Annotated in this window: 18 protein-coding genes; 8 read left to right on the top strand and 10 right to left on the bottom strand. The window is 34.9% G+C overall.

The annotated features are described in order from the left end of the window. Positions 1-40: 40 nt before the first annotated feature. Positions 41-457 (bottom strand): DUF6326 family protein, encoded by a 417-nt coding sequence (locus LKL37_RS00640; RefSeq protein WP_431608660.1) that lies wholly within the window; start codon positions 455-457, stop codon positions 41-43. 11 nt (positions 458-468) lie between these two features. Then, positions 469-1,167 carry a DUF4386 domain-containing protein gene (locus LKL37_RS00635; protein WP_431608659.1) on the bottom strand — a complete coding sequence of 233 codons (699 nt, stop codon included), beginning with the start codon at positions 1,165-1,167 and terminating at the stop codon, positions 469-471. A gap of 189 nt (positions 1,168-1,356) precedes the next feature. On the opposite strand from LKL37_RS00635, the gene LKL37_RS00630 reads away from it, so the two are divergent. Beyond that, entirely contained in the window at positions 1,357-1,710 is a 354-nt protein-coding gene (locus LKL37_RS00630; protein WP_431608658.1) for a WG repeat-containing protein, read from the top strand. A 24-nt stretch (positions 1,711-1,734) separates the two neighbouring features. On the opposite strand, the gene LKL37_RS00625 is transcribed toward LKL37_RS00630, so the two are convergent. Continuing rightward, positions 1,735-3,522: a tetratricopeptide repeat-containing sensor histidine kinase gene (locus LKL37_RS00625; RefSeq protein ID WP_431608657.1), complete on the bottom strand. Its 1,788-nt coding sequence runs from the start codon at positions 3,520-3,522 to the stop codon at positions 1,735-1,737. Positions 3,523-3,662: 140 nt separating this feature from the next. Here LKL37_RS00625 and LKL37_RS00620 point away from each other — a divergent pair, with 140 nt between their 5' ends. The 3 genes from LKL37_RS00620 (at position 3,663) to LKL37_RS00610 (ending at position 6,770) form a co-directional block, all read left to right on the top strand. Further along, on the top strand, positions 3,663-4,580 hold the full coding sequence (locus LKL37_RS00620; protein WP_431608656.1) for an SIMPL domain-containing protein: 918 nt from the start codon (positions 3,663-3,665) through the stop codon (positions 4,578-4,580). Positions 4,581-4,712: 132 nt separating this feature from the next. After that, positions 4,713-5,387, top strand: coding sequence for an SIMPL domain-containing protein (locus LKL37_RS00615; protein ID WP_431608655.1), 675 nt, complete (start codon positions 4,713-4,715; stop codon positions 5,385-5,387). 195 nt (positions 5,388-5,582) lie between these two features. Beyond that, positions 5,583-6,770, top strand: coding sequence for a VWA domain-containing protein (locus LKL37_RS00610; protein ID WP_431608654.1), 1,188 nt, complete (start codon positions 5,583-5,585; stop codon positions 6,768-6,770). A 193-nt stretch (positions 6,771-6,963) separates the two neighbouring features. Here the strand turns inward: LKL37_RS00610 and LKL37_RS00605 are convergent, their stop codons facing one another. Next, a complete protein-coding gene (locus LKL37_RS00605) occupies positions 6,964-8,169 on the bottom strand; it encodes an NAD(P)/FAD-dependent oxidoreductase (protein ID WP_431608653.1) in 1,206 nt (401 codons plus the stop codon). A 114-nt stretch (positions 8,170-8,283) separates the two neighbouring features. Here LKL37_RS00605 and LKL37_RS00600 point away from each other — a divergent pair, with 114 nt between their 5' ends. Continuing rightward, positions 8,284-8,664: an STAS/SEC14 domain-containing protein gene (locus LKL37_RS00600; RefSeq protein ID WP_431608652.1), complete on the top strand. Its 381-nt coding sequence runs from the start codon at positions 8,284-8,286 to the stop codon at positions 8,662-8,664. Positions 8,665-8,743: 79 nt separating this feature from the next. Here the strand turns inward: LKL37_RS00600 and LKL37_RS00595 are convergent, their stop codons facing one another. Further along, positions 8,744-9,946: an MFS transporter gene (locus LKL37_RS00595; RefSeq protein WP_431608651.1), complete on the bottom strand. Its 1,203-nt coding sequence runs from the start codon at positions 9,944-9,946 to the stop codon at positions 8,744-8,746. Positions 9,947-10,129: 183 nt separating this feature from the next. On the opposite strand from LKL37_RS00595, the gene LKL37_RS00590 reads away from it, so the two are divergent. Continuing rightward, positions 10,130-11,023 (top strand): AraC family transcriptional regulator, encoded by an 894-nt coding sequence (locus LKL37_RS00590; protein WP_431608650.1) that lies wholly within the window; start codon positions 10,130-10,132, stop codon positions 11,021-11,023. A 219-nt stretch (positions 11,024-11,242) separates the two neighbouring features. On the opposite strand, the gene lipA is transcribed toward LKL37_RS00590, so the two are convergent. After that, the gene (gene lipA, locus LKL37_RS00585; RefSeq protein ID WP_431608649.1) at positions 11,243-12,109 is read right to left on the bottom strand and encodes a lipoyl synthase; all 867 of its coding nucleotides are present in this window, start codon (positions 12,107-12,109) and stop codon (positions 11,243-11,245) included. A gap of 115 nt (positions 12,110-12,224) precedes the next feature. Between lipA and LKL37_RS00580 the strand changes: the two genes are divergently transcribed. Then, positions 12,225-12,857 carry a hypothetical protein gene (locus LKL37_RS00580; RefSeq protein WP_431608648.1) on the top strand — a complete coding sequence of 211 codons (633 nt, stop codon included), beginning with the start codon at positions 12,225-12,227 and terminating at the stop codon, positions 12,855-12,857. 102 nt (positions 12,858-12,959) lie between these two features. On the opposite strand, the gene LKL37_RS00575 is transcribed toward LKL37_RS00580, so the two are convergent. Then, a complete protein-coding gene (locus tag LKL37_RS00575; protein WP_149388260.1) occupies positions 12,960-13,520 on the bottom strand; it encodes an RNA polymerase sigma factor in 561 nt (186 codons plus the stop codon). 199 nt (positions 13,521-13,719) lie between these two features. On the opposite strand from LKL37_RS00575, the gene tyrS reads away from it, so the two are divergent. After that, on the top strand, positions 13,720-15,015 hold the full coding sequence (gene tyrS / locus LKL37_RS00570) for a tyrosine--tRNA ligase (RefSeq protein WP_431608647.1): 1,296 nt from the start codon (positions 13,720-13,722) through the stop codon (positions 15,013-15,015). A 47-nt stretch (positions 15,016-15,062) separates the two neighbouring features. On the opposite strand, the gene LKL37_RS00565 is transcribed toward tyrS, so the two are convergent. The 3 genes from LKL37_RS00565 to LKL37_RS00555 form a co-directional block, all read right to left on the bottom strand. Next, complete coding sequence (locus LKL37_RS00565; RefSeq protein ID WP_431608646.1) at positions 15,063-15,608, bottom strand: hypothetical protein; 546 nt, start codon at positions 15,606-15,608, stop codon at positions 15,063-15,065. A gap of 143 nt (positions 15,609-15,751) precedes the next feature. Next, on the bottom strand, positions 15,752-16,186 hold the full coding sequence (locus tag LKL37_RS00560; RefSeq protein WP_431608645.1) for a hypothetical protein: 435 nt from the start codon (positions 16,184-16,186) through the stop codon (positions 15,752-15,754). A 347-nt stretch (positions 16,187-16,533) separates the two neighbouring features. Further along, positions 16,534-16,965: a hypothetical protein gene (locus LKL37_RS00555; protein ID WP_228413676.1), complete on the bottom strand. Its 432-nt coding sequence runs from the start codon at positions 16,963-16,965 to the stop codon at positions 16,534-16,536. Positions 16,966-17,065: the final 100 nt, after the last annotated feature.

The following is a 17,065-nucleotide window of genomic DNA, read 5'->3' as shown; positions in this document are numbered from 1 at the left end:
CCAACTCTACAATCTCACCCAAGCCATGCGTGAATAAAGGCTATACTTTTTTCCAGCACCAGGCGTATTTTACGATCAGTATTGTCATCATACATTCTACTATTGCAAGGAAAACATAAAATAAATACCAATCTGAAAAGGAAGTAATACCGATAAACACCATAATCAAAGTAAAAAATATACCAAAGATGATATTGAGAATCCTGTTGGCCACTGGTTTCAGGATCAGAGAAAGAAATACCATCATCGCTGGAATAGCCAGAACGGCTGAAGCAAGAAACAATTTCGATGGAGAATCTAATAAATTGGTTCCTTCCACCAGACCGCGTGCCTTTCCAGGAGTATAAAGCTCGAAATAATCACCATACAGATAGCATAAAGTAACTGAAGCCCAAAGACCAGCCAGTATAATTTTCACATTAATCTGTACATCTTCAAATTTTGTAGAATTGCTCATAATTATGATTTTTAATTTTGATTGACATTTCTATTTCGTGATCCAGCCAGCAGCAGCCAAAGGCAGATTCCTATTTCTCCTATTGTTGCCGGTAACGTGATATAATTTGATATTGAATAGTCTGAAAAATGAGGTATCCCAATTCTTCCAAAGACATTGATCAGATATCCAAAACATCCCAGCATTAATAAAATTCCTAAAATCTTTGGCAAAAAACCAGATTTATAGACCAGATATCCAAAGGGAAAAAGCCATAACCCCCAGAAGACCTGCGCAATTAAAAATCCTTTGTTATAAGTGCTCAGCAAAAACATTATTTGGCTCTGCAGCTGCTTTGCATCAAACGCTTTTAAATAATCTGTTCCTTCAATAATAGTAAGAACAGAGAATTTGTTTTGGAGGTTGATAATGGAGATAGGAATACTGATGAGAGCGAGAATAACCATCAGCTTTGCATAGTTTTCATTGATATCTTTCAACAGCTGATACAATGTTAAAGGAAGTAATGTGAAAGCGATATAACAGATAATACTGCTGGCGATACTCAGCCTGAATAACTGAACTGAGGAAGAAATATTTTGAAAAGTCAGTACAGGATTTTCCCATACAATTAGTTTTGACGGAACGTACATTAAACTGAACAATCCGGTTAGGATAACAATGAGATAAAAAAATCCCGCGAGTCTGGCTGTTTTATTAGGAGTAATCATTTTGGGTTATGTTTTTATCTAATAAGACAATAACTTTTTCAAAATGGTTACAGGTTTTTAGGTAGCAGGTAGCAGATAAAAGCTAAAAGGCATTGTAAAACTTAAATTTTTATGTATTTATGGAGCTTTTATAATATTTTATTAATTTAGGTTTTCCTAAAACTATAATCATTTTAAACCCAAAACAAGATGAAATCAAAACTTCTTATTCTTTTCTGTATAAGTGTATTCAGCTTTTCTTTTTCACAGATGAAAATATCAGAAAGAGATGATATCAGTAAGATCAACAATAACTGGAGACTTACAAAAACCAATTCCGGAACCTATGGAATTTCAGATAAAAGAGGGAAAATTATCGTACAGCCGGTATATTCTAAGATTAATAAATTTGGTGAATACTCTGATGATCTGGCACTTGTGAAAAATATAACTGGAACTTATGGCTTTATTAACCGTTCGGGAGCTGAAATCATTCCTACCCATTATGAACTGGACTATATCAAAAAGAATTTTTCTGTTTTAAAGAAAAAGTATATCAAATAAAAACACAGATCAATTTGAATTCAATTACTTCAGATTGATGTGAATGGTTACCAAAACACCACTGCTATTTTCCTTATCTTTAACGGAGCAGGTGATATCTTTTTTATACAGATCATTCAAAAGCTGAATTCTTTCCAGCGTATTTTTCATTCCCCTGCCTTCTCTGGCCTTTTGATGCTGGGTTTTCTGTTTTTTACTTTCTGCGATTCCTATTCCGTTGTCTTCGATGAGAATCTTCAGATGAGATTCATTCTTCACAAAGCTTAATTTTAAAAACCCTTTGTCCGTTCTGTAACGGAGTCCGTGCCAGACCGCATTTTCCAGAAACGGTTGTATAAGCATTCCCGGAACCTGCAGATTTTGCATATTCAGATTTTCATCTACTTCAATTTCATAATCGAATTTATCTGCAAAACGTGTTTTTTCCAAAGCAAGATAATTCTGGAGAAGATCCAGCTCCTGTTGAAAAGGGATAAAATCTTCAGCAGAGTTTTCCATCACACCGCGCATCAGCTTGGAGAATTTTGTCAGATACTGATTCGCTTCCAGTTCATTATTGGTTGCGATAAAGTGATTGACACTATTTAAACTGTTGAAAATAAAATGAGGATTCATCTCTCTGCGCAACGACTGAAGGGCAATCTTCTTATTTTTCGTCTGAACCTTTTTCAGTGTTCTGAAAATGAAAATGATTAATCCCGTCAACAGAATCAAAGCTCCAATCAGACCATAATTAAAGACATTTTTCTTTCTGATCAGTTCGTCTTTAAGCTCTTTTTCTTTTTCCAGTTGTGAAATTCGCTGTTCCGTATCTTCCAGAATTTTATTATCAACAAGACTTCTGTCTTTGGAAACGAGATTCGGAAGTTTTCCCAAAAAGTCTCTGTACAGCTGAACGGAAGCATCTACATTTCCTGAAATGGCATAAAGGCTGTCCAGTTTTTTTACACTTCTCTGTGCTTCCAGCGTATGACCTTTGTCTAAAGCAATTCCGTAGGCATTTTTCAACAGATCCACCGCTTCTTTTGGGTCATTCTTTTTAATATAAATATCCGCAAGCTCCTGAATCTGATTGACTTTTTCCTGTGAATTTTCTTTCACAAAATCTTCTTTCAGCACTTTCTTTTTAGCTTCAATAGCTTTCTCAAAATTCTTATTTTCCACATAGAGATCTGCCAGTTTCTGATTGATGGCAAGGGCTCGTTGAGGAGCTTCTTTTTTCGAAATTTTATACGCTGTATTCAAATTTTCTTCGGCACTGGAAACATCTTTTTGTCTCAGATTAACATCTGCCAGCTGGCTATAACTTTCCGCAAGATCTCCCTGTTCGTTTTCCTTTTTTGTCAGATTGATATTATTCTGAATCGCTTCTGCTTTAAGTTCGGGTGTAGGAGAAGAAAGCCTTGCCACATCGTTAGAATTCACTGCTTTGCTTTTTTCACTGTAGCTCGCTTGGGCTGCCATACTGTAATTGCTGATGGCTGGTGTTATTTTATTCTGCTTTTCCTGTGACTGGGCTAGTCTTCGGGTAGATTTTTCAATATTGGGTTTGTCATTGAGTTTTTCATACAGTTTTTTGGCTTTTGTATAATACTCTTCACTTTTCGGAAAGTTCCCGCCATTGAAAAATGTTTCACCGATATTATAATAAGAATCTGCCTGGGCAGGTTCATTTTTAGTATCCATTGCTTTTTTCAGCTTCTTCGTTTCTACCTGCACTTCTTCCACAGCAGCACTGCTGTTGTTAGTGGTTTGGGAAGATATTGTATTTCCCCAAAGCATCAGTAAAAAGAGAATAAAGAGTTTAAGCATTTTCATAAAACAAAGATATACATATATATAGTCTGCTCAAAAACTATTCACCAAGTGAAGTTTCCCTTTCACCAAGTTGAGTGTTTGATACTGTGACCGTAAGGCTAAGTTTGAGGCAAAATAATTCAAATTTAAAAATCATGAAAAAACTAGCATTTACATTTTGTCTCATCACTGCGTCTTTTTTAAACCTTTCAAAAGCACAGGTCGGAGGAAACCAAATCTACAGAGACAGAAATAACGCCGATTATTCCGCTCTCAGAAATCTCCCTGAATTTAACAATACCAATAGTTTTTTCACCAACGACTCCACACTGATTGTCAGTGTAAAAATATTGATGAACAAGCCTGCAGACCGTTACAAAATTACCCTCGGGCTGAATGAGGAGGCTGATACTCCAAAAATTGCACTGGAGAATATCAATAAGAGAATCAATGGTTTTATCAAAAGGATATCTTCAATGGAAATCAAAAGTGATGCTATTTTTGTGGATTTTATTTCACAAACGAAAGTCTATGATTACAATATCAATAAAGACTCACAGGTAACCACCCAGAAAATGGATGGATTTGAAACCAAGAAAAATGTCATTATTACAGTAAACAAGCACTCAATGATTGAAAAACTGATCTCTGAAGCTTCTGATTTTCAGATTTATGATGTGATCAAAGTAGATTATATCAGCAATGATATTGATACCATTCAGGAAGATTTACTCAAGGAAGCATATGCTGTTTTTGACAAAAAGAAGGATAACTATTTTAAACTTTTTAAAAAGGAAATTATCGGAACCCCTACAGCTACATCAGGCTTTACATATATTTTCCCTAAAAGCCAATATCAGAATTATACTGCTTTTGAAAGTGCGAATGTTACCTATGGATATGACACCAGATATGTAAAGAAGGAAGAGAGAAAATCAAAAACCTTTTATTATGACGGTACAGATTATACCGGTTTTGATAAGGTCATCAATAATGCTGATCCTGAAGTGGCCATACAATATATCATGAATCTCAGCGTAAAATATGATCTGAAAAAGAATAAAGAGAAATAAAGTCTTTTTTAAGTAGTTCTTCTTTTTCCAAAGGCTCACCAAGTGAAAGCTCCATTTCACCAAGTCTCCCGGAATCCGGTTGCTGGTCTGCGTAATTTTACATCAGAATTAAAAATTTAAAAACAGGAAATTATGAAATTGAAACATTTTTTATTAATCGGAATTTTAACTCTTGGAAGTTTTGTAAATGCTCAGGAAGTAAAGAAAAACGCAATTGAAGTAACCGGCGTTGCCGAAATGGAAGTAGAACCGGATGAAATCATCTTCAGTGTCGGAATAAAAGCTGATAACAAAAACGATCTGGCAGATAATGAGAAGAAATTATTTGAAACCTTAAAAAATGCTGGAGTAAAGAATGAAGATATCAAGTTCAAATCAATGTACCAGAATATCTATTCTAAAACAGCTAAGTTCTCTAAAAACTATCAGTTTAAAGCCAGTACAAAGTCAAGTCTCAGCAAAATCTTTGAAGACCTGAATCAGAAATGGGTAAGCAGTCTTAACATTGCGGAGGTAAAAAGCACTAAAATCGCAGATTTCAGAAAGGCAGTAAAGATCAACGCTCTGAAAGCGGCTAAAGAAAAAGCGGATTATTTATTGGAAAGCATGGGCAAAAAGACTGGAAATGCGCTTGAAATTGTAGAGATAGAAGACTACACCAGCGATATGATCATGCCTGCAGCTTATAAAGGAAGAGCAAGCAATATTCAAATGGAAATGGCTGATGCTCCGGTAGATTTCTCCTTTGATAATATTGAAAATATCAAGCTGAAATACAGCATCAAAACAAAGTACGAAATCCTTTAAAATAACAGATTTAAAAAGACAGTTCCTTCGGGAGCTGTTTTTTATTTTTCATCCTTTTCAACCTCACCAAGTCAAACTACCCTTTCACCAAGTTTCCCGATTTCCAGTCTTAAATAGGGATAATTTTACTTTAGAAATTCAAATAATAAACGATGAAATGCTATTCCCTAATGACAACTTATAAAAAATAACAATATGACAACTTTAAAAATCTTAGCACTTGCAGCAGGCACAGCTTTATTAAGCTCCGGTAATATTCCGGATAACCGCTCCAATAGTAACACGGACAATGAATTACCCGTAGAAAAAACGATATTGATTCCGGCAAATTCAACCATAAAGGACAATAAAATTCAAGTCGCCCTTTTACTGGATACTTCCAATAGTATGGACGGATTGATTGATCAGGCAAAATCCAGACTGTGGAATATCGTAAATACTTTGACCACTCTCAAGTACAACGGAAAAGCACCCCAGATTGAAATTGCCCTGTATGAATACGGCAACGACGGAATTCGTGATGAAAATTATATCCGTCAGGTAACTCCCCTCACTCAGGATCTGGATCTTGTTTCTGAAAAATTATTTGCCTTAAGAACCAATGGCGGCAGTGAATATTGTGGTGCTGTAATTCGTGATGCCTCAGCCAATCTCAATTGGGATGGAAATGAGAAAAGTATGAAACTGATTTATATCGCAGGAAATGAAGCATTCGATCAGGGAAAAATAAATTACAAAGAGATTGTTTCCAAAGCAAAAGCTAAAAATATTTATGTGAACACCATTTTCTGTGGTAGCCGTGAGGAAGGAATCCAGACTTTCTGGCAAAACGGAGCTTCATTAGGAGGTGGAAAATATTTCAACATCGATAGCGACAGAAAAGTAATCTATATTGAAACTCCTTACGACGTCAGAATCTCCGAATGTAATGCAAAGCTGAATGATACTTATATTTATTATGGAAATCATGGTTCTGAATACAGACTTAAGCAGATCACTCAGGATAAAAATGCAGAAGCCCAATCAGCATCCAATTTAGTGGAAAGAGCAGTTGCCAAATCTAAAAAGAATGCCTACAAAAATGATCACTGGGACTTAGTAGACAAAGCTGAAAAAGATGCAGGATTTATTGCCAATGTTAAAGAAAGTGAACTGCCTGCCGAGTTGAAAGGAAAAAGTAAAGAAGAAATTCAAAAAACAATTGCCACCAAATCAGCAGCCCGGGACAAAATTCAAAAGGAAATTGAGGAACTTTCCAAAAAACGTCAGAATTATATAGACTCCGAAATGAAAAAACGGGGAACCAATGATTCCGATGATCTTGGAAAAGCCATTGAAAGTTCCATTGTTGAACTGGCTAAGAAGAATGGGTATAGTTTGTAGTGTAAGCGGGTTTAGACCCGCTTTTATTTTATTTGACACCTTTTATAGTAAAAGAACATCTTTCTATCCTACAAATAATTCAGCTTAGATTCCTACGGAATGACATAGTTGGAATGGCGCTTTATCCAGGCAGTTTATCATTTTATAGGAATCTAAACAATTTTTATTTAAAAAAATAGGGTAAAATAAAGCATTACCTCCCAAATTTAAAATATCTTGATAATTGATGTTTTTTATTCTTCATAAATAAAGAAGCCATTGCCATCCCGACTACTGAAAAGGTGATCCCATTGCCTCCAAAGCCCAGTACAAAAAAAGAATTTTTAAATTTTTGATGTTCCCCAATATAAGGAAGCCCATCTTTGGTCTCACCGAAAGTTCCTGCCCAGACAAAATCTGTATAAAAATGGTATTCAGGTTTTATTTTATTAAGGTTTTTCAGGATCTCTTTTTCTTTTTTGTGCAGAATAGCATCACGCTTTCCTGCGTCATAAAAGTCTTCATCCCCTCCTCCAATCAGAAGCCTTCCGTCATCCGTAGTTCTCATGTATAGATAAGGATCATCGGTATTCCAAACCAATGTACTGCTGATGTTTTTAAACTTGTCTTTGTCTATTTCAGAAACAACAGCATAAGTGCTTTTCAGATTTACGAAGTTTTCTTTCAGCAAATTTCTACTTTCATAACCTATACAATAAATGATTTTTTTTGCCTTAATCTCAAATCCACTGTCTACGATAACCAGATTAAAACCTTTGTGTTCTTTTACTTTTACCATTTCAGTCTTATCAAATATCTTCAATCCTTTCTTTACATTACGTATAAAAAGTTCATGAGCAAACTGAAAAGCATCAATACTGGCTCCTTGTTTTGATACAATTCCGCCATAGGTATTTTCAAATTCAAATTGTTCTAAAACCTGTTCTGCTTCCAGCCACTGTACTTCAAATCCGTTTTGTTTTCTCGCTTCGTATTCTTTCTTCAGCCATTCTACATCCTTCTTTTTTGAAGCAAAATACAATGATTTCTTTCGTTTGAAACCCGCATTGGATTGGGTCAGTTTTGAAAGCTTTTCTATCCTATCAATAGCATCACTGCAAGCTTTATAACTCATAACAGCACCTTTTTTTCCTATTTTTTCTGTCAGTTCATACAAAGGAACATCTATTTCGTATTGGAGCATTGAAGTCGTAGCAGAAGTACTTCCGTTACAAAGCTCCCGCTTATCAATAAGAATTGTGCTATACCCTTCTTCTATCATCTGATGGGCAATCAGACTTCCTGTAATACCTCCACCCACGATAAGAACATCACATTCTTCATTGGATTTTAAAGAAGGGTAAGATGCTAATAATCCGTTTTTTAAAAGCCAGAAAGGTTCATTTGATTTTAAATTCATATTGATATTTTATGTTTAAAATATCAATATTTATACCTTTTTTAACAATTATCTATCAAATAATGGTGTAATTATTGTTATTTTTTTAAACTAAACCACCAAAAAATATTCATTATGATAACAATTATTCCAGAAGCTCCGGAGAATGTTGCAGCATTTAATGCAACGGGAGAGGTAACGAAAGAGGATTTTGAAAGATTGGTAATTCCGCGTGTAAAAGAGAAGGTAGAGCAATTCGGTGAACTCAACTATTTATTGTATTTGGATACCGATCTGGATAATTTTACCGTAGGAGCATGGCTTGAAGATTTGCTTTTAGGATTCAAAAACCTTGCAAATTGGAATCGTGCAGCCATTGTAACAGACAAAGCAGGAATACAGAATTTCACCAGTATTTTCAGTGTCCTGATGCCGGGAGAATTTAAATCTTTTCCTAAAGAAAATTTATACAATGCTCTCTACTGGTGTAAAAACGGAGATGAAGTAGAGGCTTAAAATCATTTTATAAAAAAGAGCCTGTTTCGCTGAGAAACAGGCTCTTTTTATGTTTAAATACTTATTGTATTTTTATTTTTTATTTATCACATGATACACATTCTGCAGCTACTTCTTTTTCATTTTGATTTTTTGAGCCGTACAGGTACATATATCTCACACTTATAACCACTCCAATAAAGGTCATTCCCACTCCTACCAACGATGGATAATTGAATGAATAACCATATTCTAAGGGAATTCCACCAAGGAAAGCACCCATTGCATTGGCAATATTAAATCCAGCCTGCATAAAAGCAGCGGCCATCATTTCACTTTTCGGAGCAGCCTTCATCATCATAATATTGATGGGTGAAGCAATGGACATGGACAAAGCACCACACATAAATGTCAATACCAGAGCAATATTTTTATATTCAGCAAGGAAGAAAACGCCCCCAAGAGAAATCATCATCAGGAAGATCAAAAGAGCACAGGTTTTTTCAGGCCCTAACTTGTCTGAAACAATACCTCCAACCAGGTTTCCCACTACCATTCCTGCTCCGGCAAGAACCATCACATAAGCCATTTGGCTGCTTTTGATTCCCGCAACAACAGTCATTAAAGGAGTAATATAACTTAACCATGTAAATAATCCACCAAATCCTATTGCTGTAATGGCCAATACCAACCATGACTGTTTATTTTTAAGGAATTTAAGTTCTTCCATAAAATGGGTATTTTGATTAGATTCCATCGCCGGAAGCCAAAGTTTTAAAAATAAGATGGCAAAAAGCCCAATTACCGCTACAATAGCAAAATACAGCCTCCAGTGGAAGGTATGCCCGATATACGTGACCAGAGGTACCATCGCAAGATTGGCAACCGTAAGCCCTGTAAACATCATGGATATATAAAAGGCTTCTTTTCCTTTTCCAGCCATTCTTGAAGCGACCACCGTTCCTACTCCGAAAAATGCTCCGTGAGGAAGTCCGGACAGAAAACGGATCACCAGCATACTGTTGTATCCGGGAGCAATAGCAGAAAGTCCATTAAATAACGTAAAAAGGATCATAAAAGCTATCAAAACTTTTTTCGGCGGAAATTTCACAGAGTAGCCAATGAGAATTGGAGCCCCGATAACCACCCCCATTGCATAAGCAGAAATCAAATGTCCGGCTTGCGGAATAGTAATCTGTAATGTTTTAGCAATATCCGGCAACAGTCCCATTACGGTAAATTCCGTAGTTCCTATCCCTAAACCACCAATTGCAAGCGGTATTATTCTTTTATCAATCTTCATTGTATCTAAATCTTTTTCTGAATTAATTTCGTCCAAATTAAAGGACTACCTGAGTATCTTTATTTTGAAAGTGCAAAAATCGAAAGAAAGTTTGAATTTCACACCTCTTTGAATGATAAAAATTTGCTCCATATTAACCTTTTTATGTAATTTTAAATTCAGAAACAATCAAATCAGGACAAAATGAAAATCCAGAAAGAAATTATTGAGTTTGAAAAAGGGAAATCATTCAAGCTATTTGCCCCTTCTCTGAAAAACTGTTTCTTCTGGCATTATCATCCGGAAATTGAACTGGTATATGTAGAAGCCGTGAATGGAATACGCCACGTTGGAAAAAATATTTCGGGTTTTACAGACAGTGATCTTTTACTGATTGGTTCCAATGTACCTCATCTTAATTTTGATTATGGTATTCAGACTGAATGCAAGCAGCTTGTATTGCAGATGCGGGAAAGTTTTCTTCAGGATATCATCCTTCCGGTTCCTGAATTTGACAATATTAAAACACTTTTAGAAAGATCATATTTGGGACTTTCATTTTTCGGAGAAACCAAAAATACAGTTGTTGAAAAACTACAGATTATTAAAGATAAAAACTCTTTTGAATCTTTAGTTGGATTAATCGAAATTCTGCAAATCCTGGCAAATTCCACTGAAATAAAAGAACTCAACAAGGAAGATACCAGAATCAAATGGTTTTTGAATGATAAAATCAGAATGGGAACCATCTACGATTATATCCACGAAAATTACGACAGAAAACCTAATGTAAACGAAGTTGCCAAGGTCGTGAGTCTTAGTACTCCTGCTTTTTGTCGTTACTTTAAAAAGCAGACCAATATGACTTTTACAGATTTTGTCAACAATTACAGAATCAATCAGGCTAAAATATTCCTCTTGAAAGATCAGTCAGTGACGGAGGTTTGTTTTCAGGTAGGTTTCGAAAGTCTTTCTTATTTTAATAAATTATTTAAACAGCATACAGGAGAAACCCCTTCTGAATTTAAGAAGAAACATTTCAGACCGATTGAGATTAATGGGAGGATTGGGGTGATTACGAAGGATACGACTTGTTAAAGCAGACTAAAGTCCGCTGCTATTGTTTCTTTGGTGTGTGTTGTATAAACCACCCCGTCAAAAATTCTTTGAATTTTTGCCACCCCTCTAAGGGAGGGGAATGATGGAAGCCGTTATTGTAAAGGTTGCCCTCCGATCCTAACCCCTATAGCCTGCTACCTATCATCTGCCATGCCACCTAAAAAACAAAAAACCGTTCATTTCTGAACGGTCTGTATTTTAATGAATATGTTTTTCTGCGTGGTAAGAACTTCTTACTAGTGGAGAACTTTCAACGTGTCTGAAACCTAGACTTCTTGCAAAATCTCCGAACTCATCAAATTCTTCAGGTGTGATAAATTTCTTTACCGGAAGATGTTTTTTAGTCGGCTGCAGATATTGCCCAAGAGTAATCACATCTACGTTGGCATTTCTGATATCTTCGATCGTCTGGAAAACCTCATCCTTAGTTTCACCTAATCCAAGCATTACACCTGTTTTGGTTCTTCTTTGTCCGGCTTCTTTCAGGTATCTTAATACTTCAAGGCTTCTTTCATATTTCGCCTGGATTCTCACTTCTCTGGTCAGACGTTTTACGGTTTCCATGTTGTGAGAGATCACTTCCGGAGCAACATCTACTAATCTGTCAAGATGTTTTGTAAGGCCTTGGAAATCCGGAATCAGAGTTTCTATCGTAGTTCCCGGAGAAATTCTTCTTACAGCATTCACTGTTTCTCCCCAAAGAATAGATCCCATATCTTTCAGATCATCACGATCCACAGATGTAAGAACAGCATGTTTGATCTTCATCAGTTTGATGGATCTTGCCACTTTTTCAGGTTCGTCCCAGTTTACATCAAGCGGTTTTCCTGTTTTTACGCCACAGAATCCACAGCTTCTTGTACAGATATTTCCTAAAATCATGAAAGTAGCTGTACCTTCACCCCAACATTCTCCCATGTTCGGGCAGCTTCCGCTTTGGCAAATTGTATTTAATTTATATTTATCAACCAATGTTCTCAGCTCTCTGTAATTCTTTCCGGTAGGAAGTTTTACGCGGATCCATTTTGGTTTTTGAACGGTAGTGTCTTGAACTGAATTTTCCATTTCTAAAATTGAAGTTCAAAGTTAAGGATTTTTTAATGGAAACCATCAACCGGATATATTGATGAAATTGATCATTCAAATTTCATTTGTATATTTATCTCTTCAAAATATTTTTATGAGAAAAACATTTTTCCTCTTATTCGCGGTATGTGGAACATTTTGTCTTGCCCAAAAACAATTTCAGCCGGCAGGTTCTACGGTCATTGAAACGGTTGATGGAGATCTTGATGGTGATAAAATTCCTGAAAAAGTAATTATTTACAATACAAAGGATACAACCGATATGGGAAATATCCGTGAAATTCAGATTTTAAAAAAAACCGGCGGAGCATGGACAATTCTTGAAAAATCCATAAATGCAGTTATGGAAAGCAATGGCGGAGGGATGATGGGTGATCCTTATGGAGAAACGAAAATAGAAAAAGGAATTCTGATCATTTCTCAAAATGGCGGCAGCAGCTGGAAATGGGATGTTACAGACAAATATAGATTTCAGAACGGTCATTTTGAACTTATAGGAACTTCTACAACTTCAGGAAGACCCGGTGATTACTGGAAAGAGGTAGATTTCAACCTTTCAACAGGGCAATTAAACTATTCAAAAGAAGTAGAAAATACGGCTGAATATGGTAAATCTTTAAAAGAAACCTATATTAAAAAAGGGCTAAAGATCAATCTGCAGAACAGAAATCAGGAAAAACAGCAAAAAATAGTTCTTCCGAAAACAAAAGAGGAAGTTTATTTTTAAATTAAGATTGTAAGATTTACGTTTTGGCTAAAGCCAATTTTGAATTTGTATTTTTTAGTAAACGGGTTAAAACCCGTTTCTATTGAATAGGATTTATTGAATTTAATTATCATCAAACTCATTATTTTTCAACAGTTCGGCTAAGACTTTTTTGGCACGCATTACCCGTACTTTGGTATTGGCAACGGAAATTCCCAGCTCTTCCGCAATTTCTTTGATGCTCTTTTCTTCAAAAAACCTCAATTTGATAATATCCTGATAGTTGGCATCCAGGGATTCTATTGTTTTGATGATTTTCTTTTGTTCCTCCTCGGAAATCAGAAGTTCTTCCGGAGATTTTGCATACTGATTTTTGACTTCATCCAAATTTTCAACGGCATCTTCATTATCACGGTTCTTTTTTCTCCAAAAATCGATTACTGTATTCTGAGCAATGGTAAGAATCCAGGTTTTAAACTGAAAATGGGGATCAAACATATCCAGTTTTGACAAAACTTTTGAAAAAACATTGACCGTGATTTCATCAGCATCATTTTCATCTCTTACCTTTTTCATGACAAAAGAGAAAACATCCACCCAAAAAACATTAATGAGTTTAGTCTGGGCCTTCTGGTCTTTATCCTTGGCCTTCTGTATGAGCAGAAATAGCTGTTCGTCGTTCATTAATAACAAATATAGATTATTTAGGATGAAAAAACAAAGGGGTAAAAAGGTTAAGTTATTCTATTTTCAAAGTGGCCGGCTAGAAAGTTTTTATGATATTCTTATTTTACATTCCTACCCTATCGTCCTTTTCCTTTTTTACCCTTAATACTTCTGAATTTACTATCTTTGCATCTTAAAATTTTAAAGTTAAAAATCAATGAATTCCTTTATAGAAGAACTGAAATGGCGTGGTCTGTTTGCCGATATGATGCCAGGAACCGATGAACAACTGAATAAAGAGGTAACTACTGCATATATTGGTTTTGATCCTACTGCCGATTCTTTACATATCGGAAGTCTTATCCAGATAAAAATTTTAGCGCACTTCCAGCTGCATGGCCACAAGCCGATTGCATTGGTAGGAGGTGCTACAGGAATGATCGGTGACCCTTCCGGGAAATCTGCTGAAAGAAATCTGCTGGATGAGGAAACTCTTTTACATTATGTGGACTGTTTAAAAAACCAGCTTTCAAAATTCTTAAACTTTGAAGGAAATGAGCCTAATAAAGCTGAACTGGTAAACAACTACGACTGGATGAAGAATATTTCTTTCCTTGATTTTGCTAAAAATGTTGGAAAGAATATCACGGTCAATTATATGATGGCTAAAGATTCTGTGAAGAAAAGATTTTCAGGAGAATCGGGTGCGGATGGAATGAGTTTTACAGAATTCACGTACCAGCTAATCCAGGGATATGATTTCCTTCACTTATACCAAAACAACAATGTAAAGCTGCAGATGGGAGGTTCTGACCAGTGGGGAAATATCACTACAGGAACAGAATTGATCCGTAGAAAAGCTCAGGGTGAAGCATTTGCTTTAACAGTTCCATTGATTACGAAAGCAGACGGTTCCAAATTTGGGAAATCTGAAAGCGGAGAAAATTATTGGCTGGATAAAAAGAAAACATCTCCTTACAAATTCTACCAATTCTGGCTGAATGCTACTGATGAAGATGCTGAAAGATTCATCAAGTTCTATACTTTCTTAGGAAAAGAAGAAATTGAGGCTTTAATTGAAGACCACAAAACGGCTGCACACGAAAGAAAATTACAAAAGAAACTTGCGGAAGAGGTTACAGTTTGGGTACATGGAAGAGAAGAATATGAAAAAGCACTGAAAGCTTCTGAAATTCTTTTCGGACGTTCTACTGCTGAAGATTTGGTAAGCCTTGACGAAGAAACATTCCTTGAAGTTTTTGATGGCGTTCCTCAAAAAGAAATTGCAAAAGAAGATGTTCTGGGAGTGAATATTGTGGATCTTCTTTCTGAAAAGTCAGGATTCTTAAAGTCTAAAAGCGAAGCACAAAGAGAGATTAAAGGAAATTCAATCTCTGTAAACAAGCAAAAAGTGAATGATACTTTTACAGCCAATGAAACGGATCTTATCGATGGTAAATTCTTATTGCTGCAAAAAGGTAAGAAAAGTTACTTTATTGTAAAGGTAAATTAACATCTATAATATATAAGAAAGCAAAAAAATAATCCTGGAAATCAGGATTATTTTTTTATAATAGATGCATTATTTAATTTAATTTTCTTCAATAACCTTCCTCCGATTTGTATTCCTTTCCTTTTTGTTAAATTAGTATTAAATTCATAACGAGCTTCAGCGTTAGGAATCAGCCCTATATCTTTTACTTCTTTTATCAAAACACCATCTACATAAATTTGCACTTTTAATGTAGAAGAAATGTTTGTACCAATTGCTTTTGCCTTAATATGCATAGGTATAAGCCATTTATGCTTTCTCGGAATCGCTATACTTGTTTCAGAGAATTCACCACTTGTCCACGTAGTGCCAATAATTCCATTAATAGATGTATTCTTTGCTTCTCCCGAAATATGATTTTCATGGCTAATATTAGTAATGGTAGCTCCCTCAGATGCTTCTACTTTATAATACCATTTATGTGTTATTTTCTGTTCAATTTCAACTTCATCTTCATCATTCTTACAAGAAGTTACTACAACAAATAAACTTACTAGTAATAAAGGAAGAAATACTGCTGTGATGTTTTGAAATACTTTTTTATGTTTTATCATTTCATTTTTATGTAATTTATAGTGTTAATCAAAAATAATGTAATACTATTCAAAAAGTACATTAATATCATTTGATTTTTATAACATAAGAGCCCTGAAATAAGACTCTTATGTTAAATTATTTTAATAGTGATATAGTTAGTTTAATTAACCTTAAACTCAACATCATAATCTGCCCTGGACGTAAGACCTTTTCCGGTTGTTATCACTTCCTTTTTCAAAACACCATCTACATAAATCTGGACTTTCAGTGTAGATGAAGCATTTGCACCGATTGCATCTGCAATAACAGTTTTGGTCCAATTAACAGTTTCTCCTACACGTAATCGATTTGTTTCCGTAATTTCAGGACTTATCCATGTAGTACCACTAACATCTATTTGATTAACCTCCCCTTTCCCATTGTGAGTTATATGTGTAATATTAGACCCTGCAGACGCTTCTGCCTTAAACATTATTTTATGGGCTACTTCATATTTTTCTTCTTCGCCATGGCAAGAAGTTACTACAGCAAACAAACCTATTAGTGTTAAACATACGGTTGTGAATCTTTGAAATACTTTTCTCTGTTTTGTCATTTTTTTAAATTATATTTAAGTTGGTACCTACAAAACAACCTTTTTATAATTTTAGTACAGACGACCTTTTTTTAAAAATACTTATAATTATAGAATAGAAATCTGAAATAAACTTTGCACTATTTATAAAATTCATTAAAAATATTTCTACATAAAAAACATACATCCAATTAGTAAATATTATAGAATATTAAAATAACATTAAAAACAAAAAACATGATTACAATCATGTTTTATAAATTAACCACTGTATATCAAATCCCTATAATACTTGTGTAATATGTATACAATAAAAAAATCCGCCTCATAACTGAGGCGGATTCTTTATATCAATAATTAAAATAATTTTATGGCTCTAAGAAACTGTAATCGATAGAAGCAACTAATACACCCTTACCTTTTTTCTTAACGGTTCTTGCAACTTCTCCATCTATATAAAGAGTGATTGTTAATTCAGAATTATCATCCGGCATTGATGCATTAGCATCAAGATTCAGCTGTGCCTGGCTGGAGTTCACAAAGAATTCTCCACTCGTCCAAGGTGATGTCACTGGTGACTGGGGAGTATTGTAGATCGTATTCTGAGCTGTACCTACCTGGGTTACAACACTTATAATATTTCCTCCGGCAGTTGTTTTCACTTCGAACTGAACCACGTGATCCTTAAATTCTTCGTCGTCATCTTTTTTACAAGAATTTACAACGGTAATTACAGAAAATAATAAAACGAATAAAAAAGAAAGTCTAAGTAAACTTTTTGAATTGTAAAATTGCTTCATTTCTCCAAATAGATTTTTTAATGTTTCAAATATAAGTTTTTTATTAATATAAAAATAACTTTTATGAAAATTTTCCAATAAAGATTTCCAAATAATATCA

Source organism: Chryseobacterium sp. 'Rf worker isolate 10', from assembly GCF_050753305.1.
In the GTDB taxonomy this organism is placed as follows: Bacteria; Bacteroidota; Bacteroidia; order Flavobacteriales; family Weeksellaceae; genus Chryseobacterium.
This window is presented reverse-complemented; position numbering and strand designations above follow the sequence as displayed.

Bases quoted from the DNA above. Each gene is read 5' to 3' on its own strand.
- LKL37_RS00640 (WP_431608660.1), bottom strand. From the start codon at position 457: ATGAGCAATTCTACAAAATTTGAAGATGTACAGATTAATGTGAAAATT.
- LKL37_RS00635 (WP_431608659.1), bottom strand. From the start codon at position 1,167: ATGATTACTCCTAATAAAACAGCCAGACTCGCGGGATTTTTTTATCTC.
- LKL37_RS00630 (WP_431608658.1), top strand. From the start codon at position 1,357: ATGAAATCAAAACTTCTTATTCTTTTCTGTATAAGTGTATTCAGCTTT.
- LKL37_RS00625 (WP_431608657.1), bottom strand. From the start codon at position 3,522: ATGCTTAAACTCTTTATTCTCTTTTTACTGATGCTTTGGGGAAATACA.
- LKL37_RS00620 (WP_431608656.1), top strand. From the start codon at position 3,663: ATGAAAAAACTAGCATTTACATTTTGTCTCATCACTGCGTCTTTTTTA.
- LKL37_RS00615 (WP_431608655.1), top strand. From the start codon at position 4,713: ATGAAATTGAAACATTTTTTATTAATCGGAATTTTAACTCTTGGAAGT.
- LKL37_RS00610 (WP_431608654.1), top strand. From the start codon at position 5,583: ATGACAACTTTAAAAATCTTAGCACTTGCAGCAGGCACAGCTTTATTA.
- LKL37_RS00605 (WP_431608653.1), bottom strand. From the start codon at position 8,169: ATGAATTTAAAATCAAATGAACCTTTCTGGCTTTTAAAAAACGGATTA.
- LKL37_RS00600 (WP_431608652.1), top strand. From the start codon at position 8,284: ATGATAACAATTATTCCAGAAGCTCCGGAGAATGTTGCAGCATTTAAT.
- LKL37_RS00595 (WP_431608651.1), bottom strand. From the start codon at position 9,946: ATGAAGATTGATAAAAGAATAATACCGCTTGCAATTGGTGGTTTAGGG.
- LKL37_RS00590 (WP_431608650.1), top strand. From the start codon at position 10,130: ATGAAAATCCAGAAAGAAATTATTGAGTTTGAAAAAGGGAAATCATTC.
- lipA (WP_431608649.1), bottom strand. From the start codon at position 12,109: ATGGAAAATTCAGTTCAAGACACTACCGTTCAAAAACCAAAATGGATC.
- LKL37_RS00580 (WP_431608648.1), top strand. From the start codon at position 12,225: ATGAGAAAAACATTTTTCCTCTTATTCGCGGTATGTGGAACATTTTGT.
- LKL37_RS00575 (WP_149388260.1), bottom strand. From the start codon at position 13,520: ATGAACGACGAACAGCTATTTCTGCTCATACAGAAGGCCAAGGATAAA.
- tyrS (WP_431608647.1), top strand. From the start codon at position 13,720: ATGAATTCCTTTATAGAAGAACTGAAATGGCGTGGTCTGTTTGCCGAT.
- LKL37_RS00565 (WP_431608646.1), bottom strand. From the start codon at position 15,608: ATGATAAAACATAAAAAAGTATTTCAAAACATCACAGCAGTATTTCTT.
- LKL37_RS00560 (WP_431608645.1), bottom strand. From the start codon at position 16,186: ATGACAAAACAGAGAAAAGTATTTCAAAGATTCACAACCGTATGTTTA.
- LKL37_RS00555 (WP_228413676.1), bottom strand. From the start codon at position 16,965: ATGAAGCAATTTTACAATTCAAAAAGTTTACTTAGACTTTCTTTTTTA.